This window comes from Gilliamella apicola, assembly GCF_003202915.1.
In the GTDB taxonomy this organism is placed as follows: Bacteria; Pseudomonadota; Gammaproteobacteria; order Enterobacterales; family Orbaceae; genus Gilliamella; species Gilliamella apicola_Q.
On the sequence record NZ_QGLP01000005.1, the window covers coordinates 1 to 18,311 of the forward strand.

Here is an 18,311-nt window from a genome sequence, read left to right on the forward strand (position 1 = left end):
TCAGTGACGGTGAGTTAATCATTCGTGACCAAGATAAACAAACACAAGATATTAATGAACTCAGTCATGATACCGAAAATGCCCATAGCAAACTCAAACCAATCTTTAATAAAGAGGATGAGCAGACTAGATTAAACATTGTCACTAGCTTAAAAGAGTTAGGAGAGCAGGTAAAAGAGCTCGAACGCACTATTCATAAAGATGCCGGTAAAGACTCGCAAGATGGCAAAATGGGCAATGACTTTAGTAAAGGCGTTGACTCAGCCGTATCAATTATTACCGGCATTATCACCGGCGATATGACCGGCGGCTTAGCTGGCGCCAGTGCACCATGGCTGGCTGAGCAGATAAAGATACAAGCCGGTGATAACGAAACCGCGAGGTTAGTTGCCCATGCAATACTTGGTGCGGTAGTGGCTGAACTACAAGGCAACTCAGCATTATCTGGTGGAGCTGGTGCAGTGGCTGGTGAAGTTGCAGCAGATATCATCCGCAAACAACTGTATGGCAAAGAAGTCAAAGATTTAACCGAAGAAGAAAAACAAACCATCAGCGCATTATCGCAGTTAGCCTCCGGCCTTGCCGTTGCTGCCGGCGGTGGTAATATTGGTGATGCCAGTGCAGCTATTAGTAGCAGTAAAAATGCGGTTGAAAATAATCGTTTGAGTACGGTTGAAGAACAAAAGCGAATCAATGAACTGGCTAAAGACAATGAGCAAGAAAAGTTACTTTATCAAGCAGCAGCTTGTGCTTTAGTCCACTGTTCAGCTGAATTTGCTGATGATGATCCGATGAAAGCGGTATACCAAAAACTAGAAGAGTTAGGTAGCAGTGATGAGTTACAAGCTTATAGAGAAGCACTTGCCTTACAAGAGTATATCAAAACCAATATTGTCCCTGACGTAAATGGTTTTTATCCGATTACTTATGAAACCGTTGAAAAGCTGTTTGAGTATACAAGTGGGGATGAGTTTGTAGATTCAGCTGCCTATATTGATAATAAATACAGTGTGAAAACCCGATTATTAGGGTTATTACAAGTTTTAGGTGCATTAGGTGAAGGTGGTTTAGCCGTTGCTTTATCACCAGGATGTACAACGGTTATAGGTTGTGGACCAAGTGCCTTATTGTCTTGGTCTGCAGTTGATAATGGCATGACGGGCGGTGCTGTTATTATTAATGGTAAAAGCTATACAACACTAACGGGGAAAGGACTGGCGGAAGCACTAAATATCTCGGAATCTGATGGTGATTTGTTATTTAATGCCATAACAGGTTTACTATCAGCGAAAAAATTAGGTGATTTAGCTTCTTCAAGTCTTTCTTCTGGTAATAAATTAACTGCAAAAGAGTTAGATGCAATAAAGAGTGAGCTTGATCGTGCTGGCAATAAATTAAAAGTAGATCCACATGCAGGAAAAGGAAATAATATTGCTAAATCTGTAACTACGGAGCAAACAGGCATCAAATGGGGAGAGGGAATAAAAGGTCAAGGTATGCCATGGGAGGACTTTGTTGGAAATGAACTTCCTGCAGGTTCACGGTTACCGGAAAATTTTAAAACATTTGATTATTATGATGAAATAGCCAAAAAAGCAGTTAGCGTAAAAACATTAGATACCACAACTGCTGCTAAATTAGCTAATCCAAAACAAATTTATAATACTCTTAAAAATTATATTGATGAGGTTGCGAATTTTAAGGAATATAAGTTAAAAGATGTAAAAATAACAAATAGTGATATTATGAGTCGGGAAATTCGTTTGGCTGTGCCGGCAGTAACTACTAAGGCTCAATGGCAACATATATCCAACGCTATTGATTATGGCAAAAGCCGAGGTGTTAAACTTATTGTAACAGAGGTGAAATAATGGATTTTACAAAACAAGAGAGGTTTTCTGCTGGAGCGTATGAAAATCAAGATTTTATCAATATTAGCACTTTTTCTGGATATAATCGACAAGCTAGAGATCCTGATGGTGCAAATCTATTATTATCAAAAGATGCGTCTAACGAAGAATTAGGTCAGGCGGCACTATTAGCTTTGTCTAAAAGCCGAAAAATAGCACAAAGCGAGATAGCTACTTTTTTTGATAGAGATAATGTCAATCAACGCTATAATAATTGGGTTGCTAATTTAATGGACAAATATGGTTATAAAACCAAACGAGCGTTATTTAAAAAGATGATGCAATGCTCAATTGAAATTAGAGATGGCGTTTTAACTATTTCTCCTTCTATTCATGAAAAGCTAGAAGGTTGGGGGGGGGACGATTTTACCGAAAGTAATAAAGTCATTTTACCTATTAATAGCTCACCAGAAGAAATTGGTGCAGGGCTAAGATTAGCATTTAGTCGTTGTCGCTAATTCCTCAATATCTTTTTTTATTGTTTGCCATTTCTGCGATTTTTATCGCAGAAATGGAGCAATTATTTATTAATTATGTGCTTTACTTAGTAAGTTGAAAAATTAGCTTACCTTTTTAGTGTTAATCGTGATGAATTTATCTGTAATGAATCCGACTTCACTCAGCCGTAAGTAGCTTTTGCTAATGAATATTTTATGCCAATAAATGAAGAAATTAGGTATAAGTATATAAGTTCCGACTTAATTTGATCAATATTTAAAAAGAGCGTTACTAGTTTTGAGATAAAGTATCGAATATTCAATCAAAACAAAAAAGTAACGCTCATCTTTACTAGCACTACCAAAGAATAAGACATAAAGTTTGTCTTATTAACTTGAGCTGAAAATTTCAAAATGTCTACATATAAAGAGGTGCTATCAAATGAGCACCTTTTTCATCATAGCGTTCAAATAGTCATGAAACAGTATACACTCTTCGATTATTTTTACCAATACATCTCAATAAACCAACTCAAAATAATCATTATCTAAAAAAATAATTAACCAATTAGAATAGTTGTTATTACCCATGCGGCAATCAGTGACGGTGAGTTAATCATTCGTGACCAAGATAAACAAACACAAGATATTAATGAACTCAGTCATGATACCGAAAATGCCCATAGCAAACTCAAACCAATCTTTAATAAAGAGGATGAGCAGACCAGATTAAACATTGTTACTAGCTTAAAAGAGTTAGGCGAACAGGTAAAAGAGCTCGAACGCACTATTCATAAAGATGCCGGTAAAGACTCCCAAGATGGCAAAATGGGCAATGACTTTAGTAAAGGCGTTGACTCAGCCGTATCAATTATTACCGGCATTATCACCGGCGATATGACCGGCGGCTTAGCTGGCGCCAGCGCACCATGGTTAGCGGAGCAGATAAAGATACAAGCCGGTGATAACGAAACCGCGAGGTTAGTTGCCCATGCAATACTTGGTGCAGTAGTCGCTGAGCTACAAGGCAACTCAGCATTATCTGGTGGAGCGGGTGCAGTGGTGGGTGAAGTTGCGGCAGATATCATCCGCAAACAACTGTATGGCAAAGAAGTCAAAGATTTAACCGAAGAAGAAAAACAAACCATCAGCGCACTATCTCAACTGGCATCAAGCCTTGCAGTTGCTGCCGGCGGTGGTAATATGGGTGATGCCAGTGCGGCTATTAGTAGCAGTAAAAATGCGGTTGAGAATAATAATTTATATCTTTGTCAATTAGATAGTTGTAATAATCGTAGTCAATTTTTATTGACTGGTGGTACAGGGGCTATTATTGGAGCTGTAATTGTTGGTGATGTATTATCTAATGTTAATCCGGAATTATCTTCAAGTCTTCAAGGCGCGGATTTGTCTTCGTTAGAACTACCGGTTAAAGAATGGATATTATATGGAAGAGATGGAGATTTAGAAAAATCAAATAGCAAATCTGATGATTACAATACTGCAAGTTCAGGAGGAATGGTTGCTACCGGTGGTGCAAATTTACAGCCACCTGATGATGACAATAATAAGAAGAATGAAAATAATCAGAAACAAAGGCAACAAGAAAGATTTGATGAACTAAAAGATGTTTTTGATAAGGATAATCATAAAACTGATTTAAAAATTGATGGACAAACCATCCAACAAGGACCTGGAAGTAATCGTTATACAACAAGAATTTATGAAAGCCAAAATTTAACGGATAGACAAATCTATAATTATGCAGAAGAATTAGCGGGACAACCTTTAACAAAAACTAGAGATGGTATTTATACAGCTAAATTACAAGATGGGACAACTATTACATTAAGAAATGTATCAAGCTCAGTGGACAAAACAGGAGCTCGTTGGACTATTGATATTAGAAATAATCCTACATTAACAAATTTATATAGAGGATTAAGAAAAAGTGCAGAAATTAAATTTAGATAGGAGAAATTTATGATAGATGATTATGATTATAAAAATATTGTTGATTGGTCTGAATTCAGATCTTTTGGAGCATTATGGAGTTATATGAGTCCTGATATGATTCCATCATTAAAATTTTCTGGAGAGCAATTTCCTTTTCAAACAAGAAAAGAAATATTTTTTTATTTTGTAAAAAGATTATTGAAGGAAGGACGTGTTAAATTGGCAAAAAAAGGGCATATGTTGACCGGTACAATTGATGAGCAGTTAAAAATATTTCATGATGCATTTCCTAACAATGAGGATGGAATGTATGACCCTAAACACATGATGGAGGATTATTGGTTCTATGATGACTCTTGTCCTGCCGGGGCTGTATGGGTTCACAATGATGGGACATTAGAATGGACCTAATATAAGCTTTTCAAGATAAGCTCAACAACAAAATTCTATATCTATTAAGGAATAAACTTAGCAAATTAAATTATCACCGACGGCCTAGCTAGCGCCAGTGCACCATGGCTAGCTGAATAGATAAAGATACAACCCGGTGATAACGAAACCGCGAGGTTAGTTGCCCATGCAATACTTGGTGCAGTAGTGGCTGAAGTGCAAGGCAACTCAAAATTATCTGGTGGAGCCGGTGCTATGGTTGGTGAAATTGCGGCAGATATCATCGGAAAACAACTGTATGGCAAAGAAGTCAAAGATTTAACCGAAGAAGAAAAACAAACCATCAACGCACTATCTCAACTAGCGTCCGGCCTTGCGGTAGCTGCCGGCGGTGGTAATATTGGTGATGCCAGTGCGGCTATTAGTAGTAGTAAAAATGCGGTTGAGAATAACTTTTTGTCAAATAAATATGGTGTTGAAAAATTAGACGAAAAAGGTAAGGCTTTATATAAAAAATTAAAGGATGCCGGTATTGGTGATATAGATGAACTACAAGCTAAATTTGAGGAATGTAATGGAAATAGTGACTGTGAACGTGATGTTCGTAATGAATTTAGAGAACAAGAGCGAAAAGCAGGTGAAATATTAACTCAACTATATCAAACAGGACAATTAAGTAGAGAAGAATTTGAATACCTTAACTCCTATTATGCCGAAGCCATGATGTATGGAGCTGGAGAAGGACAAAAATTACATAATACAGGATTTAATCTTGCAGGTGACATATATGATCTTTCAGGACATTTTTGGACTCCAATGGGATTAATAAGTGATTCATACCTGAGTGCTATACGATATGATATAATGATTGAGGACTGGAAAGCAGAGGGTCTTAGTAATGAAGAGATACAGTCTAAGCTTCTAAAACTCAATATTATTGATTCTGGAATAGCGCCTGTTAATGTAAATGCTCTTCTGAACTTGTATGATAATGGTGCGAGTAAAGAAAAAATAATGGCATTTGCATCTGCTGTTATTTTTAATAAACTTGTAGGCAATGCTAGTAATGCTGCTGGAAAGGGGACTGGAGCTGCTACTCAATCTAATAACAAGTATTCTGGTGGGCTAGTTAAAGTAAATAAACCTGATGCAGCAGCAGATGCACTTGCTCAAAGGATAGGTGGAGTGTCTAGAGTTAGGTTTGCAAATGATGGAAGGGAATTTGATTGCATCAGTGATATGTACATTGCTCAAACCAAGCCAGCTTTACAGCAATTAAATAAGAGTGTTAGAGTCCAAATGAAAGCTACCTTTGAAGCTGCGAAAGATACAAATAGATCAGTATATTATCACTTTGAGGGGCAACCGTCTCAATCCGTAATTAATAAACTTAATGAATATAGTAACCGTTACGGAGTAAAAGTTGTTATCGATACTAAACCTCTTAACCCAAAATAATAAGGTAATTAAATGGTTGAATATTACGGTTGGATATCTATAAGTGATTCAACATATGAAAGTGATGATGGCGAAATGAGTTTAATATTAAATAAATTATCTTCATACATCACAGAATATAAAGTACAAAATGCATCTGGATTTATCAATGTTCATGAGGTAAATGGTTCTTACCAAGTAATGGTTAGTGGAAATACTAACCATTTATCTCAGGATGTAATAGAGATTTTTAACCTCTATGAATATATAGCAAGGATAGCTATTGGTTCATATGGATTGTTATATATTCGAAATGATGAATCACTAGATGCTTGCAATGAATTTGAAGTTTTGGTTTTAGCAAGAGGGAAAGTTAGAAAAGAAAAAGATACGTTCTTATCGCCTTGTATACCAGTGATTGAGGATGATGAGGAATAGAATTAATCCCCCTTACTTAACCTGTGGGGGATTTTATTTTACCTCTTAGCTCAGCCCCTCAATTACTGATAATCAACAATCTTTGTTGGATATTAATGATTACCGGCTAACAGTTAGTAAAGCCAAAGGTTTCCAGCGAGCGACTGTTTTAAGGTTGAGTTGCCCGCCGTTGAGGCTATAACCCCACATTTATGACCACAACGATGAAGCTTCGAATATTACCCATGCGGCAATCAGTGACGGTGAGTTAATCATTCGTGACCAAGATAAACAAACACAAGATATTAATGAACTCAGTCATGATACCGAAAATGCCCATAGCAAACTCAAACCAATCTTTAATAAAGAGGATGAGCAGACCCGATTAAACATTGTTACTAGCTTAAAAGAGTTAGGAGAGCAGGTAAAAGAGCTCGAACGCACTATTCATAAAGATGCCGATAAAGACTCAAAAGATGGCAAAATGGGCAATGACTTTAGTAAAGGCGTTGACTCAGCAGTATCGATTATTACCGGCATTATCACCGGTGATATGACCGGCGGCCTAGCTGGCGCCAGTGCGCCATGGTTAGCGGAGCAGATAAAACTGCACACCGGGCATATGGGTGAAGATGGTAAATGGCAAACCGATGATATTGCCGGCAACTTAATTGCTCATGCAATACTTGGTGCGGTAGTGGCTGAACTACAAGGCAACTCAGCATTATCAGGAGGTGTTGGTGCAGTAAGCGGAGAGCTAGCGAGTAAAGCAATTATCAACACCCTTTATGGTGGTAAAGATGCCAGCGAGTTAACCGAAGATGAAAAACAAACCATCAGCGCACTATCTCAACTGGCATCCGGCCTTGCCGTTGCTGCCGGCGGTGGTAATTTTGGTGATGCCAGTGCAGCTATTAGTAGCAGTAAAAATGCGGTTGAGAATAATTATTTAAACTCAGATGAGCATCAAACCAAAAAAGGTTTAGAATACAAAGAAAGAAAAGGTATATTAACAGATGAAGAAAAAATGGAATTACTTGAATTTCGTCTTAAAGATGATAGTTTAAGTGATGCATTAATAAATGCGTGTATTGATGTAAATAGTGATGAATGCCGTGTAGAACGCCAGAAAGCCTACGATGCTTTAAAAACTTATAAGCATTTAACTTATTTAAATCCTCCAAATGCTCAAATTGGTTACATGGAAATACAACATTTGCTTAGTGGTACATCACTGGAAGCTCAAACTGCTTATAATATATTAGAAGGTCATACTCAAGCATTTAGGAATTTTGGGTACAGTGAACAAGAAGTTCGGCACATGGCGGGGAGTTATGTTTCAGCGATGTATTTGCTTGGCGGTATTAGTGCAATTAAAGCATCACCAGCATTAACAAAACAATTTGGTGTTGATGTTGCGAAGAAACCAATAAACGTTCAAGTAATCATTTCGTTAGAAATGGGGCAGAAAATTTTATATGGTCAAAGAGTTGTTAAATAAAATGGTCAAAATACAAATCGAATTAAAGGAGGCCATAGTGGGCAAACTAGTGATTCTAATCCTCAATATGCTGTTGAAGTAATATCTGTTAATTCGGATGGAACTAGAATTGTTAAATTTCTTACTCAATTTGATGACGGAAACCTTTCTAAAATTAAAACAAGTACGCTCTTCCCTGAAAGTTGGAGTGATACAAAAATTATGAATGCAGTTACTACCACAGGGAGTTCAAAATCAGTGGCAACGAGAGCGTTTGATGGTGCATCATTGCATCAATCTACTATTGATGGTGTAAAAGTTGAAGTAATCAAGATTGGAGATAATATAACATCAGGTTATCCTTGTGGTAAAGGCTGTATGACAATTGAACAATTTAAAGGGCAATAAGTTATGTTTGATTCATTTGATAAGTATATTAGTTTGTTTTCTGATCATATTGAAGCTAATGACTATTGGCACGATATTGGTAGCTTACATGCTAGTGAACTTATAGATAAATTTGATAATAAAGACTGGTTGGCATTAACGGATACTATAATAAATAAATCTGATAATTGGTTGGCTCGTTTTTGTGAATCAGTAGATAATATAACCAATATAATGGTTTTACCAATTTTAACTTATGCTATAGAGCGTAGTAATAAAGAATTATCTATGAAAGCATTAGATGCAATTAATTCAATTTTATCTTCAAATATAGATTTTACTAATTATATGATAAGTATTAAAAATGCTATTGATAAAGTGAAACCAAAAGCAGATAAAGTGGAGTTGGCAGTTTTGAGTTCTTTAGAAAATAAAATAAGTAATAACTAATTATGAGAACAAAAAATCCCAGCCAAAAACTGGGATTTTTTATATCTGCGATCTATCTCTCGCAAGTTTAACAATCAACTTTTTTTGCTTAATTTTAATCACCACGGGTTTACCGGTGGTAAAACCAAGTTATTCAAGCCAGCGCCCTTTAATGATCATCTGTGGGCTTGGATTGGGTTTACCAAGGTTCGGAGCGTAGCCCATGGTATAAAAGCATTCAATGGGTTGTTGTATTGGTGCTTTGTATGTGCTGGGTTTCAGCTTAGAAAGTGCCATAGCCATAGTCAATTAGTGGACAACACACGAAGCACGTTGGACTGTTGATATAAAAGGGAATCCTCAAATGATGAGACTTGAGAATGGTCTTAAAAATATAGAATTGAAATTTAGGTAATATAAATATGCTAACATCACAAGAGTATAATCGTATAAAGACTTATTCTGAATTTGGATCTTTCTATTTATTATGGGGGCAATGTTTTCCTGCTTCTAGTGAAGTCAGTAACTATTCATATGAAGAAAATAAAAAAAATTTTTTTGAAGTATTAAGCAAGTTGTTAAAAGATGGTTATTTAAAGCTACATAAAAAAGGGGTTTTGTTAAAAGGATCTATTGATAAGCAAATACAAAAATTTTATATGGCCTTCCCTAATACTGAAGAAAATATGGAGGATGGGCTTTGGTTTTATTTTGATGATTGTCCTGCTGAGCCCGCTTGGTTAAAAAAAGATGGGACAATAGAGTTTTGTTAATTTAACTAATAAAAAAATTTTTTATTCAATTCTGCAATAGAAATTACAGAAATAAATTAATTATTTATTAACTTTATTATTTAACTTAAACGTCAAACTGAAAAGGAAATAAAAAGTGCTTTTGAAAATTCCAAAAGAATACCAAACACAGAAATGTGGGAAGGAACGTCTTCAAGTGGTTTAAAAATGCAAGGGTTTTATAAAAAACCTGATGGAACAGGAGCAACAGCATGGCCTATTTATGGGAAAAAATAATATGTTAAATGATAAAATTATATTCTGGTGGGATAATTCAAGTTTTCTTCCTACAGGTGGAAAACTTGTAAATCATCCTAACAGCAAAAAGATATTTGGCTTTGGAGCAAGAGAAATAGCTGATTGGCTAAGAGTTGATATTCAATATTCAATAAACTCAGTCAATATCTGGATTAATAATCTAACCGATTTAGCGAATAGTCGAGCACCGGACGGCATGTTTGGTGTTGGTAATGCTCATTGGGTATTAATTACCGGTGATTACGTTTTTATTGGTACTGAATATGTTGAAGAGCAACAGGTGCTCCTTACTAGGGAACAGCTTTTATATATTCTGGAACAATATAAAGCCTTTTTAGAAGGGAACTATGAAGATCCTAATAATCCACCCGCTCCGATAGATGTAGAGTTTATTGCCGAAGGGCAAGAGGCGGTTGATCTCTATAATAGTTTAGAAGGAAGTCATCAAGTTTTCTATCTTGAATAACGAGGATGAGCAGAACAGATTAAACACTGTTACTAGCTTAAAAGAGTTAGGAGAGCAGGTTAAAGAGCTCGAACGCACTATTCATAAAGATGCAGGTAAAGACTCACAAGATGGCAAAATGGGCAATGACTTTAGTAAAGGCGTTGACTCAGCCGTATCAATTATTACCGGCGATATAACTGGCGGCCTAGCTGGCGCCAGTGCGCCATGGTTAGCGGAGCAGATAAAACTGCACACTGGGCATATATATCCAACGCTATTGATTATGGCAAAAGCCGAGGTGTTAAACTTATTGTAACAGAGGTGAAATAATGGATTTTACAAAACAAGAGAGGTTTTCTGCTGGAGCGTATGAAAATCAAGATTTTATCAATATTAGCACTTTTTCTGGATATAATCGACAAGCTAGAGATCCTGATGGTGCAAATCTATTATTATCAAAAGATGCGTCTAACGAAGAATTAGGTCAGGCGGCACTATTAGCTTTGTCTAAAAGCCGAAAAATAGCACAAAGCGAGATAGCTACTTTTTTTGATAGAGATAATGTCAATCAACGCTATAATAATTGGGTTGCTAATTTAATGGACAAATATGGTTATAAAACCAAACGAGCGTTATTTAAAAAGATGATGCAATGCTCAATTGAAATTAGAGATGGCGTTTTAACTATTTCTCCTTCTATTCATGAAAAGCTAGAAGGTTGGGGGGGGGACGATTTTACCGAAAGTAATAAAGTCATTTTACCTATTAATAGCTCACCAGAAGAAATTGGTGCAGGGCTAAGATTAGCATTTAGTCGTTGTCGCTAATTCCTCAATATCTTTTTTTATTGTTTGCCATTTCTGCGATTTTTATCGCAGAAATGGAGCAATTATTTATCAATAATGTGATCTACTTAGCAAGTAGAAAATTAGCTTATCTTTTTAGTGTTAATCGTGATGAACTTATCTGTAATGAATCCGACTTCACTCAGCCGTAAGTAGCTTTTACTAATGAATATTTTGTGCCAATAAATGAAGAAATAAAGACGGATTAATTACAATTGAACATAACTCTATAATGAATGGTAAACCAGTGGGGTGGTAGATGAGCGAATCTCTAAGTGTATTTTTTGAGAACCCAATAATTATTGATGTTGTAAAACTTGCTAATGAAACAAAAAAAAATTTTTAATTTCCTTTTAGGTGTTCAAAATATAGAGTGTAATCTTATTTTTTTAAATAAAAACGATGAAAGGATTGGTAGATTAAACCCTGATTCAAATCAACTATATAAATTTATTGAAACTAATATTTTAGGATACGGAGGCTATATTTTATATATGCCAGATGAATATTGGGAATATCATAGTGACAAAAAACTTTATGAATTTAGCTTGAATGAAATTAGTTTTGATAAAAAAAGTGCCTTATTTTTAGTTCAGTTATCAATGCTTATATCAATAGCTCAACAAGCTGAATGTGATTATTTATATGATACAAGTGGTATTTTTAAGGCGACTATTAATGATCAAATTGATATTAGTTATTTCTTAAATTCTCATTTAGATCAGGACTCTACATGCTTTGAAAAATCCTTATATACTTTTTATAATAAGTTGAATATAAAAAGCATTAACCATAGATAACGTTGAATGACTTATTTAGGTAATGATAGTTCAAAAATATAATTTAATTCAGTTCTGCGGTCTTCATCGCAGAACTGAATTAATTTTTTATCAACTATGCGATCTGCTTCCCAAGTTCGATAATTAATTTCCTCTTTTTAGCGGTAACGGTCACCGATTGCCCGGTTGTAAAGCCGGCTTGTTCCAGCCAATTGTCTTTAAGATGCTGTGCAGGGGGGTGCTGTAGTGGATGTGAGCCTCTTTGGCTTTGGTTTCGTGGCGGGAGCTGATGTAACCAACAGTGTAATGACGTTGCGACGTCTCTCGCAGGGTTTTATCGGTGGCTTTGGTTTTAGTGGTTTTTGCCGTAGAATGGGCGTTAGTCATGATAACTACTCCTTAGTTGCTAGTTATTGTGATTAGCAGTGGTAACAAGTTGCTGCTTGTTACTACTGCATTATTGTTGAGAATAACTTCTTGGGGCATCAGGATCAAAGCCGTTTAGTGCAATTGAGAAAAAAACGAGATGAGAGTTTCTTAACTCAGGCAGAAAAAATAGAGATGTTTATGCTTGATGAGTTAGATCAAAAAGGCGATTACCTTATTGGTAAATACTATAAAGATCCGAACTCTTTGACTGATGCTGAAGCTCAACAATTGAGGTATTCTTTAACACGTTATTATCAACAAGTTGAAGGGATGAGTGGAAAAGAAGCCGCAAAGCAATCTATTAATGATTTATTAACAGGTAATTGGGGATATCGAGCTCATAATTATGATTATCCATATCTTGGTTACAAAGAGCAGAAAATTGAGTGGATGGATAATTATTTCGAAGATAAATCAATTTTTGACAGAATATTGGGGGGCCGACCACAAAGTGAAGATGAAAAATATTTTCAAGGTGAATATGCTTGGCAACAATATCTGAAGGCAACAGAATGGGAACGTGAAGTTGGTCGTCCGGTAATGAATTTTTTACCAGGTGGTATAGGTTTCATTTATAATTCTATTGATACATTACAAGGAAGCTATGCATTAGGCGAAGGGATTGGTCAAATTTATCGTGACGGTAAATTTACAACTGATACTGTATTGAAGCTTACTGATGGTGTTTTAACGTTTACACCAGTAGTTGTTTCTAAATCAATTCATAAGGGTAATTCAACAGGAATAATAAATGATGATATTCTGAGTAATTATCCTCAAATGGGGCTTGCTCCAGAGCCTAATGCCATAGGCAATATAAATTCAGGAAAAATGGGTTCCATGACCATTGAAAAAGGAGCATCTCTAAATGCAGATGAATTGAAAGCAGGTATTGGTTTTTTAGGCTTGGGTTATGATGTCATTGCCAAAAAAGAAGTTAATCTAAATCACGTAAAAACTCCAGATTTTTATGTTGAAGGAATTGGCAAAGTTGATGTTTATACGCCAGAAATTCTTAGAACAAAAACTATTTTAAATATGATAGAGAAAAAGAATAATCAAACAAATTCTATCATTATTCAAGCGGATCTACCAAAAAGTCAAATAACAGAAATAGTTAACAGAACTTGGGGTAAACCAAGTACTAATAATATTAACACCCTATTCTTTCAAAATTCTATAGGGCGGATTTATCGATATGATCGACCTAATAAAGGAGGGAAATAAATGTCTAAACTTGGATGCTCATGTGGGCATGTAATGGCGGTACACACAATGCAAGAAGATTTTTTATATGATCTTATTCCTGTAAAAAATTTTGTAGAAATACTTGAAGCTTGGGATGAAATACGAAATGATTCATATGCGGATGAGTTTTCTGAATTATATAATAAAGCATCCAAAGAAGTATATAAATGCCCTTCATGTGGAAGAATATTAATTGAGAGCGATAAAGATCCTAATTATTTTGATTCATATGTAAAAGAAGATTAGCATTCTTGAGTTACTTCTCAGTTCTGCGTTCTGTTTCGCAGAACTGGTTAAATTATTTATAGATTATGCAATCTACTTGACCTGTTCAACAATTATTAAGTGGTAATGAACAGTAGTCTGAATTGAGTCCGAATTTACCCAACAAGAGGATTTTAAAGGTAATCAGTGCAGGATAATATCCTTTGTTATAGTTAACTTTTTTACGCATAACTCCGCCAAATTATGACCAGTTCATTCATATTCAAATATCAATAAGACGGTATACACTTCTCAATTATTTTTACAAAACAAACCTCAAGAAACTAAATTAGTGGACAAAACACGAAGCACGTTGGACTGTTGATATAAAAGGGAACCCATCAAATGATGGGGCTAGTGAAGGGTCTTAAGAATAGAGAATTAAAATTTAGGTAATATAAACATTACTTTATTAACTTTATCATCTAACTTAAGCATAAAACTGAAAAGGAAATAAAAAGTGCTTTTGAAAATTCAAAACCACATCCTAAAAATGATGAAATGTGGTCAGGAACGTCTTCAAGTGGAATAGAAATGCAAGGTTTCTATAAAATACCAAATGGTACAGGCGCAACAGCGTGGCCGGTTTATAATAAAGGTAAATAATAATGAAAAATAGAAAAATATATTTTGATTGGATAGATTTTTATGATGGATTCTACCCATCAGGAAGGTTGCCTGAGGAAAATATTCGATATACACCTAAACAGGGTTACGGTGTATGTGAGATTGCATCTTTGCTATCAGATGAAATCCAATACTCAGTTAACTCAGTCAATATCTGGATTAATAATCTAACCGATTTAGCGAATAGTCGAGCACCAGACGGCATGTTTGGTGTTGGTAATGCTCATTGGGTATTGATTACCGGCGATTACGTTTTTATTGGTACTGAATATGTTGAAAGGCAACAGGTGATCCTCAATAGGGAACAGCTTTTATATGTTCTGGAACAATATAAAGCTTTTTTAGAAGGGAACTATAGAGATCCTAATAATCCACCTGCTCCGATAGATGTAGAGTTTATTGCCGAGGGGCAAGAGGCGGTTGATCTCTATAATAGTTTAGAAGGAAGTCATCATGTTCTCTATCTTGAATAACGAGGATGAGCAGACCAGACTAAACATTGTCACTAGCTTAAAAGAGTTAGGAGAGCAGGTAAAAGAGCTCGAACGCACTATTCATAAAGATGCCGGTAAAGACTCAAAAGATGGCAAAATGGGCAATGACTTTAGTAAAGGCGTTGACTCAGCCGTATCAATTTATAAATAATAACCATGCAGCAAATCAACAGGCTAATAAAAACAGTAATTTTGATGAGCATGAAGTAAATGAGAAAGGCTTGGGGAACGCCGTAAAGGGGACGGCAAGCCAAGTAGATAAGGCTGTACAAACTGGAAATGGTAATTTACCTATAATTCTTGAAGGTAAAGTAACTTATGAACCCTTAGCAAAACCAGATGCAAATGAAATCAGAGCTGGTCAAAAATTTGCTGATTTGGGATATGATGTTACTTATAAGGCCACTGCATCTGACAAAGAGATTAAAAATGTTAGAACTCACGACCTTTGGGTTAGTGGCATTGGCAAAGTTGATGTTATAACACCTAAAGTTATAACTGAAAAATCAATGCTTAGACGCATTGAAGAAAAAATAAACAAACGACGGCAGTTATTCTTCAAGTTAATTTATCAGTTAAGGATATGCAAAGTATAGCATCTAGAACTTGGGAAAAACCGACAACCAATAACATCAATACAGTGTTCTTTCAAAATTCTAAAGGACAAGTTATCAGATTTGATCGACCTAGCATAAGGAATAAATAATGTCAAAGTTTGCATGTAGATGTGGATTTATTATGAGTTTGTCTTCTGAAGATAATGAATACGAATATTCCATGATTCCTGAAATTAAGATAAGTGAAATTATTGGTATTTTGGACGTAAATAATAATATTATTGATGTGGATGATTTTATTAAAAAAATAGATAGCTCTAAAAAAGATATATTATATTGTACGCATTGCCAGCGCCTCTGGTTAAGAAATGATGACGGCTCTTATAACTCCTACATAAAAGAAACAGAATAAACGTATTAAGACGACTTGAAAAAATAGACTTAATAATGAAAGAGAATCAATAGCTCTAATTTCATAATAAATTTAAAATTGTTGTTTTAGCAAGAGGCAAAGTTAGAAAAGAAAAAGCTCCTTTCTGATCGTCTTGTATACCAGTGATTGATGATGATGAGGAATAGAATTAATCCCCACCCAACCAGTGTGGAGCTTGTTTTATCTCTTAGCTCAACCCCTCAATTACTGATAATCAACAATCCTTGTTGGACATTAATGATTACCCGCTAATAGTTAGTAAAGCCAAAGGTTTCCAGCGAACGACTTTTAATTGTCAGTTGCGGTTTAAGGTTGAATTGCTAGACGTTGGGTTTGTAACCAATCATTTATGACCACAACGATGAAGTCTCGAATATCACGCATGCGGCAATTAGTGACGGTGAGTTAATCATTCGTGACCAAGATAAACAAACACAAGATATTAATGAACTCAGTCATGATACCGAAAATGCCCATAGCAAACTCAAACCAATCTTTAATAAAGAGGATGAGCAGACCAGATTAAACATTGTTACTAGCTTAAAAGAGTTAGGAGAGCAGGTAAAAGAGCTCGAGCGCACTATTCATAAAGATGCCGGTAAAGATACTAGCGAGAGGTGTGGTGATAGAGTTTAAGGCAGATGGGGTTAGATGGATTACTTAACATTATGAGAATTTTAACGTATTAAAATATAAAGACTATTATAGAACAATTGATAAAATGGTAAGCCAATAGGGTCTTGGATTCAAGATAAAAATAGGAGATATTATGTCAAACGACGTTTATGGTTATATATTACTTAATACTAAATTAGATTATGAAAGTACATTTAATAATTACATAAAATCTAGCAGCCTTAATATTCGAGAAATTAATAAAAGAGAACTATTCAATTATCCACCGAACTTAATGCCAAATAATGAATCGTTTATATTTGATATTGCTGACGGTCCAAATTCTATTAATGCCGAATACCTAATAGATTATAGTGAGTATGCTTCAGATGCTGATATTGGTTTCCCTACTGACCCTAAAGAGCGTTTAGATATTCTTATTAATACATTAATTGACATGATCAATATTACAAATACGTCAAAAATGGTTGTCTCAATGACTCAGTGCAATCAAATAGAAACTATAAAAAAATAAAGTTCGCTGAAATGCGAGAAGTTATTCATGCTGATTTTGCAAAATATCAAAATCCACCTAATACACTTTATGAAATCATCTGTGAATAAAATTATAATAAGGTTTTTTAGAATTTGATAATTTAGCTTGTGATAAAATATAAAGCAGTTTTATCAACTTGAATTGAAAAATTTAAAATGTCATATGGAAAGATGTGCTCTCAAATCAATAATTTTGCCATCATATAGCTCAAAACGATAATAAAACGATATAGACTTCTCAATTATTTTTGTAAAACGAGTAAAAGCCTTGCAAAAATTGTCAGATAACATGGTCGAAGGGGTAAATAAAGATGAGTAATTTAAATATAGATTGGAAACCCGAATTTGGAATAATATTTACTTGGTTCGCTATGGATAAATTTGGTCGAATTGCGGTGATGGTAAATAATTGTTTTGGTGATTTACCTAAAGCTCTTTTATCAATCAATAATGTAGAATTATTATTAGATCAATTAACTGATTATATGTGGGAAGAATCGGAAATATTTAAGAACTATCCTAATAATAAAAGTGGTTGTACTATATTAGATCTCTATTCCGGTTTAAGATTTGATTATTTATCGACGAGAAAAGATATTGAACAACTTATACAAGAACGTTCTAATTATCAACAAAAAACAGTTGAATGTAATTTACCATCAAGAAAGGGATTGTTTGTATATCATGGAATTGAAGGTAGTATCGAAGGAGAAGATTACCCGATAGGTTATGAGGGAGTAACCAAAATGGGCGATTATTTTAGATATTTAATACCAACCATATATGCCTCGATTGAGGATTTTCCAGAAGAACTTCGACATGGGATAGCCACTTCTGACACGGTTGATTTTACTACTGATAGATTGCTTGATAATGATAAAATAAACGAATACTTTCCGAGAATGTATAAGAATTAAATATTAACTCCTATCCTAAAAACTGGAAGTTTAAGTTGTCTAGGTCATAGCTGAAAATAAGGAAATAATACGTTATCAATTTGTTTTTTTTATAGATATCATTTTTTAATGAGAAATTCCGTATTAAATCAGTCGGTAGTTTATTAAGCTTTAAACCTCTGGAACGTAATCTTAAACACGAAGCGTTATAATCTTTAGCCTCGATTAT

23 protein-coding genes and 2 pseudogenes are annotated in these 18,311 nt (G+C 34.9%); 24 read left to right on the forward strand and 1 reads right to left on the reverse strand.

Going from position 1 to position 18,311, the window contains the following annotated elements:
* The 15 genes and pseudogenes from DKK79_RS06035 to DKK79_RS06105 form a co-directional block, all read left to right on the forward strand.
* On the forward strand, window positions 1-1,871 hold a 1,871-nt coding region (locus DKK79_RS06035), incomplete at its 5' end, for an endonuclease toxin domain-containing protein (protein WP_181415245.1).
* Window positions 1,871-2,368 carry a contact-dependent growth inhibition system immunity protein gene (locus DKK79_RS06040; protein WP_034884614.1) on the forward strand — a complete coding sequence of 166 codons (498 nt, stop codon included), beginning with the start codon at window positions 1,871-1,873 and terminating at the stop codon, window positions 2,366-2,368. The genes DKK79_RS06035 and DKK79_RS06040, both read left to right, overlap by 1 nt.
* Window positions 2,369-3,175: 807 nt before the next feature.
* A complete protein-coding gene (locus tag DKK79_RS06045; protein ID WP_110423320.1) occupies window positions 3,176-4,321 on the forward strand; it encodes a VENN motif pre-toxin domain-containing protein in 1,146 nt (381 codons plus the stop codon).
* Between the two features lie 9 nt (window positions 4,322-4,330).
* Window positions 4,331-4,714 carry a DUF596 domain-containing protein gene (locus tag DKK79_RS06050; RefSeq protein WP_110423321.1) on the forward strand — a complete coding sequence of 128 codons (384 nt, stop codon included), beginning with the start codon at window positions 4,331-4,333 and terminating at the stop codon, window positions 4,712-4,714.
* A 186-nt stretch (window positions 4,715-4,900) separates the two neighbouring features.
* Complete coding sequence (locus tag DKK79_RS14770) at window positions 4,901-6,151, forward strand: restriction endonuclease fold toxin (RefSeq protein WP_110423322.1); 1,251 nt, start codon at window positions 4,901-4,903, stop codon at window positions 6,149-6,151.
* Between the two features lie 12 nt (window positions 6,152-6,163).
* Window positions 6,164-6,568: an Imm7 family immunity protein gene (locus tag DKK79_RS06060; RefSeq protein ID WP_034884919.1), complete on the forward strand. Its 405-nt coding sequence runs from the start codon at window positions 6,164-6,166 to the stop codon at window positions 6,566-6,568.
* 463 nt (window positions 6,569-7,031) lie between these two features.
* On the forward strand, window positions 7,032-8,048 hold the full coding sequence (locus DKK79_RS06065; protein WP_110423323.1) for a VENN motif pre-toxin domain-containing protein: 1,017 nt from the start codon (window positions 7,032-7,034) through the stop codon (window positions 8,046-8,048).
* Between the two features lie 15 nt (window positions 8,049-8,063).
* Window positions 8,064-8,435 (forward strand): annotated as a pseudogene (locus tag DKK79_RS06070) (EndoU domain-containing protein); the annotation flags it as partial.
* Window positions 8,436-8,438: 3 nt separating this feature from the next.
* Window positions 8,439-8,864 carry a hypothetical protein gene (locus tag DKK79_RS06075; RefSeq protein ID WP_110423325.1) on the forward strand — a complete coding sequence of 142 codons (426 nt, stop codon included), beginning with the start codon at window positions 8,439-8,441 and terminating at the stop codon, window positions 8,862-8,864.
* A 401-nt stretch (window positions 8,865-9,265) separates the two neighbouring features.
* On the forward strand, window positions 9,266-9,616 hold the full coding sequence (locus DKK79_RS06080) for a DUF596 domain-containing protein (protein WP_110423326.1): 351 nt from the start codon (window positions 9,266-9,268) through the stop codon (window positions 9,614-9,616).
* Between the two features lie 256 nt (window positions 9,617-9,872).
* On the forward strand, window positions 9,873-10,358 hold the full coding sequence (locus DKK79_RS06085) for a hypothetical protein (protein WP_181415246.1): 486 nt from the start codon (window positions 9,873-9,875) through the stop codon (window positions 10,356-10,358).
* On the forward strand, window positions 10,351-10,656 hold the full coding sequence (locus tag DKK79_RS06090) for a hypothetical protein (RefSeq protein WP_110423328.1): 306 nt from the start codon (window positions 10,351-10,353) through the stop codon (window positions 10,654-10,656). The genes DKK79_RS06085 and DKK79_RS06090 overlap by 8 nt, the downstream gene beginning before the upstream one ends.
* A gap of 13 nt (window positions 10,657-10,669) precedes the next feature.
* Window positions 10,670-11,167: a contact-dependent growth inhibition system immunity protein gene (locus DKK79_RS06095; protein WP_034884614.1), complete on the forward strand. Its 498-nt coding sequence runs from the start codon at window positions 10,670-10,672 to the stop codon at window positions 11,165-11,167.
* Window positions 11,158-11,337, forward strand: a complete 180-nt coding sequence (locus tag DKK79_RS06100; RefSeq protein WP_034884615.1) for a hypothetical protein — start codon at window positions 11,158-11,160, stop codon at window positions 11,335-11,337. The genes DKK79_RS06095 and DKK79_RS06100 overlap by 10 nt, the downstream gene beginning before the upstream one ends.
* A gap of 171 nt (window positions 11,338-11,508) precedes the next feature.
* Window positions 11,509-11,985, forward strand: coding sequence for a hypothetical protein (locus DKK79_RS06105; RefSeq protein ID WP_110423329.1), 477 nt, complete (start codon window positions 11,509-11,511; stop codon window positions 11,983-11,985).
* Window positions 11,986-12,079: 94 nt separating this feature from the next.
* On the opposite strand, the pseudogene DKK79_RS14890 reads toward DKK79_RS06105, so the two are convergent.
* A pseudogene (locus DKK79_RS14890) lies at window positions 12,080-12,175 on the reverse strand (SymE family type I addiction module toxin); the annotation flags it as partial.
* Between the two features lie 35 nt (window positions 12,176-12,210).
* On the opposite strand from DKK79_RS14890, the gene DKK79_RS14455 reads away from it, so the two are divergent.
* The 9 genes from DKK79_RS14455 to DKK79_RS06145 all read left to right on the forward strand — a co-directional run bounded on the left by DKK79_RS14455 (window position 12,211) and on the right by DKK79_RS06145 (window position 18,103).
* Window positions 12,211-12,387 (forward strand): hypothetical protein, encoded by a 177-nt coding sequence (locus DKK79_RS14455; RefSeq protein ID WP_181415247.1) that lies wholly within the window; start codon window positions 12,211-12,213, stop codon window positions 12,385-12,387.
* Window positions 12,388-12,474: 87 nt separating this feature from the next.
* The gene (locus DKK79_RS06115; RefSeq protein WP_146211993.1) at window positions 12,475-13,620 is read left to right on the forward strand and encodes a CdiA C-terminal domain-containing protein; all 1,146 of its coding nucleotides are present in this window, start codon (window positions 12,475-12,477) and stop codon (window positions 13,618-13,620) included.
* Window positions 13,621-13,887, forward strand: a complete 267-nt coding sequence (locus tag DKK79_RS06120) for a hypothetical protein (protein WP_110423330.1) — start codon at window positions 13,621-13,623, stop codon at window positions 13,885-13,887.
* A gap of 626 nt (window positions 13,888-14,513) precedes the next feature.
* Window positions 14,514-15,005 (forward strand): DUF5376 family protein, encoded by a 492-nt coding sequence (locus DKK79_RS06125; RefSeq protein ID WP_110423331.1) that lies wholly within the window; start codon window positions 14,514-14,516, stop codon window positions 15,003-15,005.
* Window positions 14,986-15,177 carry a hypothetical protein gene (locus DKK79_RS06130; RefSeq protein ID WP_110423332.1) on the forward strand — a complete coding sequence of 64 codons (192 nt, stop codon included), beginning with the start codon at window positions 14,986-14,988 and terminating at the stop codon, window positions 15,175-15,177. The genes DKK79_RS06125 and DKK79_RS06130 overlap by 20 nt, the downstream gene beginning before the upstream one ends.
* On the forward strand, window positions 15,116-15,622 hold the full coding sequence (locus DKK79_RS06135) for a hypothetical protein (protein ID WP_181415248.1): 507 nt from the start codon (window positions 15,116-15,118) through the stop codon (window positions 15,620-15,622). Before DKK79_RS06130 ends, DKK79_RS06135 begins: the two co-directional genes overlap by 62 nt.
* A 109-nt stretch (window positions 15,623-15,731) precedes the next feature.
* Complete coding sequence (locus tag DKK79_RS06140; protein ID WP_110423334.1) at window positions 15,732-15,995, forward strand: hypothetical protein; 264 nt, start codon at window positions 15,732-15,734, stop codon at window positions 15,993-15,995.
* A gap of 790 nt (window positions 15,996-16,785) precedes the next feature.
* Window positions 16,786-17,166, forward strand: coding sequence for a hypothetical protein (locus DKK79_RS14460; RefSeq protein WP_181415307.1), 381 nt, complete (start codon window positions 16,786-16,788; stop codon window positions 17,164-17,166).
* 331 nt (window positions 17,167-17,497) lie between these two features.
* Window positions 17,498-18,103 (forward strand): hypothetical protein, encoded by a 606-nt coding sequence (locus tag DKK79_RS06145; protein ID WP_110423335.1) that lies wholly within the window; start codon window positions 17,498-17,500, stop codon window positions 18,101-18,103.
* Window positions 18,104-18,311 lie beyond the last annotated feature (208 nt).

Excerpts from the sequence above, each read along its gene's own strand:
- DKK79_RS06040 (WP_034884614.1), top strand. The coding sequence starts at position 1,871 with ATGGATTTTACAAAACAAGAGAGGTTTTCTGCTGGAGCGTATGAAAAT.
- DKK79_RS06045 (WP_110423320.1), top strand. The coding sequence starts at position 3,176 with ATGGGCAATGACTTTAGTAAAGGCGTTGACTCAGCCGTATCAATTATT.
- DKK79_RS06050 (WP_110423321.1), top strand. The coding sequence starts at position 4,331 with ATGATAGATGATTATGATTATAAAAATATTGTTGATTGGTCTGAATTC.
- DKK79_RS06060 (WP_034884919.1), top strand. The coding sequence starts at position 6,164 with ATGGTTGAATATTACGGTTGGATATCTATAAGTGATTCAACATATGAA.
- DKK79_RS06065 (WP_110423323.1), top strand. The coding sequence starts at position 7,032 with ATGGGCAATGACTTTAGTAAAGGCGTTGACTCAGCAGTATCGATTATT.
- DKK79_RS06075 (WP_110423325.1), top strand. The coding sequence starts at position 8,439 with ATGTTTGATTCATTTGATAAGTATATTAGTTTGTTTTCTGATCATATT.
- DKK79_RS06080 (WP_110423326.1), top strand. The coding sequence starts at position 9,266 with ATGCTAACATCACAAGAGTATAATCGTATAAAGACTTATTCTGAATTT.
- DKK79_RS06085 (WP_181415246.1), top strand. The coding sequence starts at position 9,873 with ATGTTAAATGATAAAATTATATTCTGGTGGGATAATTCAAGTTTTCTT.
- DKK79_RS06095 (WP_034884614.1), top strand. The coding sequence starts at position 10,670 with ATGGATTTTACAAAACAAGAGAGGTTTTCTGCTGGAGCGTATGAAAAT.
- DKK79_RS06105 (WP_110423329.1), top strand. The coding sequence starts at position 11,509 with ATGAAACAAAAAAAAATTTTTAATTTCCTTTTAGGTGTTCAAAATATA.
- DKK79_RS06120 (WP_110423330.1), top strand. The coding sequence starts at position 13,621 with ATGTCTAAACTTGGATGCTCATGTGGGCATGTAATGGCGGTACACACA.
- DKK79_RS06125 (WP_110423331.1), top strand. The coding sequence starts at position 14,514 with ATGAAAAATAGAAAAATATATTTTGATTGGATAGATTTTTATGATGGA.
- DKK79_RS06130 (WP_110423332.1), top strand. The coding sequence starts at position 14,986 with ATGTTCTCTATCTTGAATAACGAGGATGAGCAGACCAGACTAAACATT.
- DKK79_RS06135 (WP_181415248.1), top strand. The coding sequence starts at position 15,116 with ATGGCAAAATGGGCAATGACTTTAGTAAAGGCGTTGACTCAGCCGTAT.
- DKK79_RS06140 (WP_110423334.1), top strand. The coding sequence starts at position 15,732 with ATGTCAAAGTTTGCATGTAGATGTGGATTTATTATGAGTTTGTCTTCT.
- DKK79_RS14460 (WP_181415307.1), top strand. The coding sequence starts at position 16,786 with ATGTCAAACGACGTTTATGGTTATATATTACTTAATACTAAATTAGAT.
- DKK79_RS06145 (WP_110423335.1), top strand. The coding sequence starts at position 17,498 with ATGAGTAATTTAAATATAGATTGGAAACCCGAATTTGGAATAATATTT.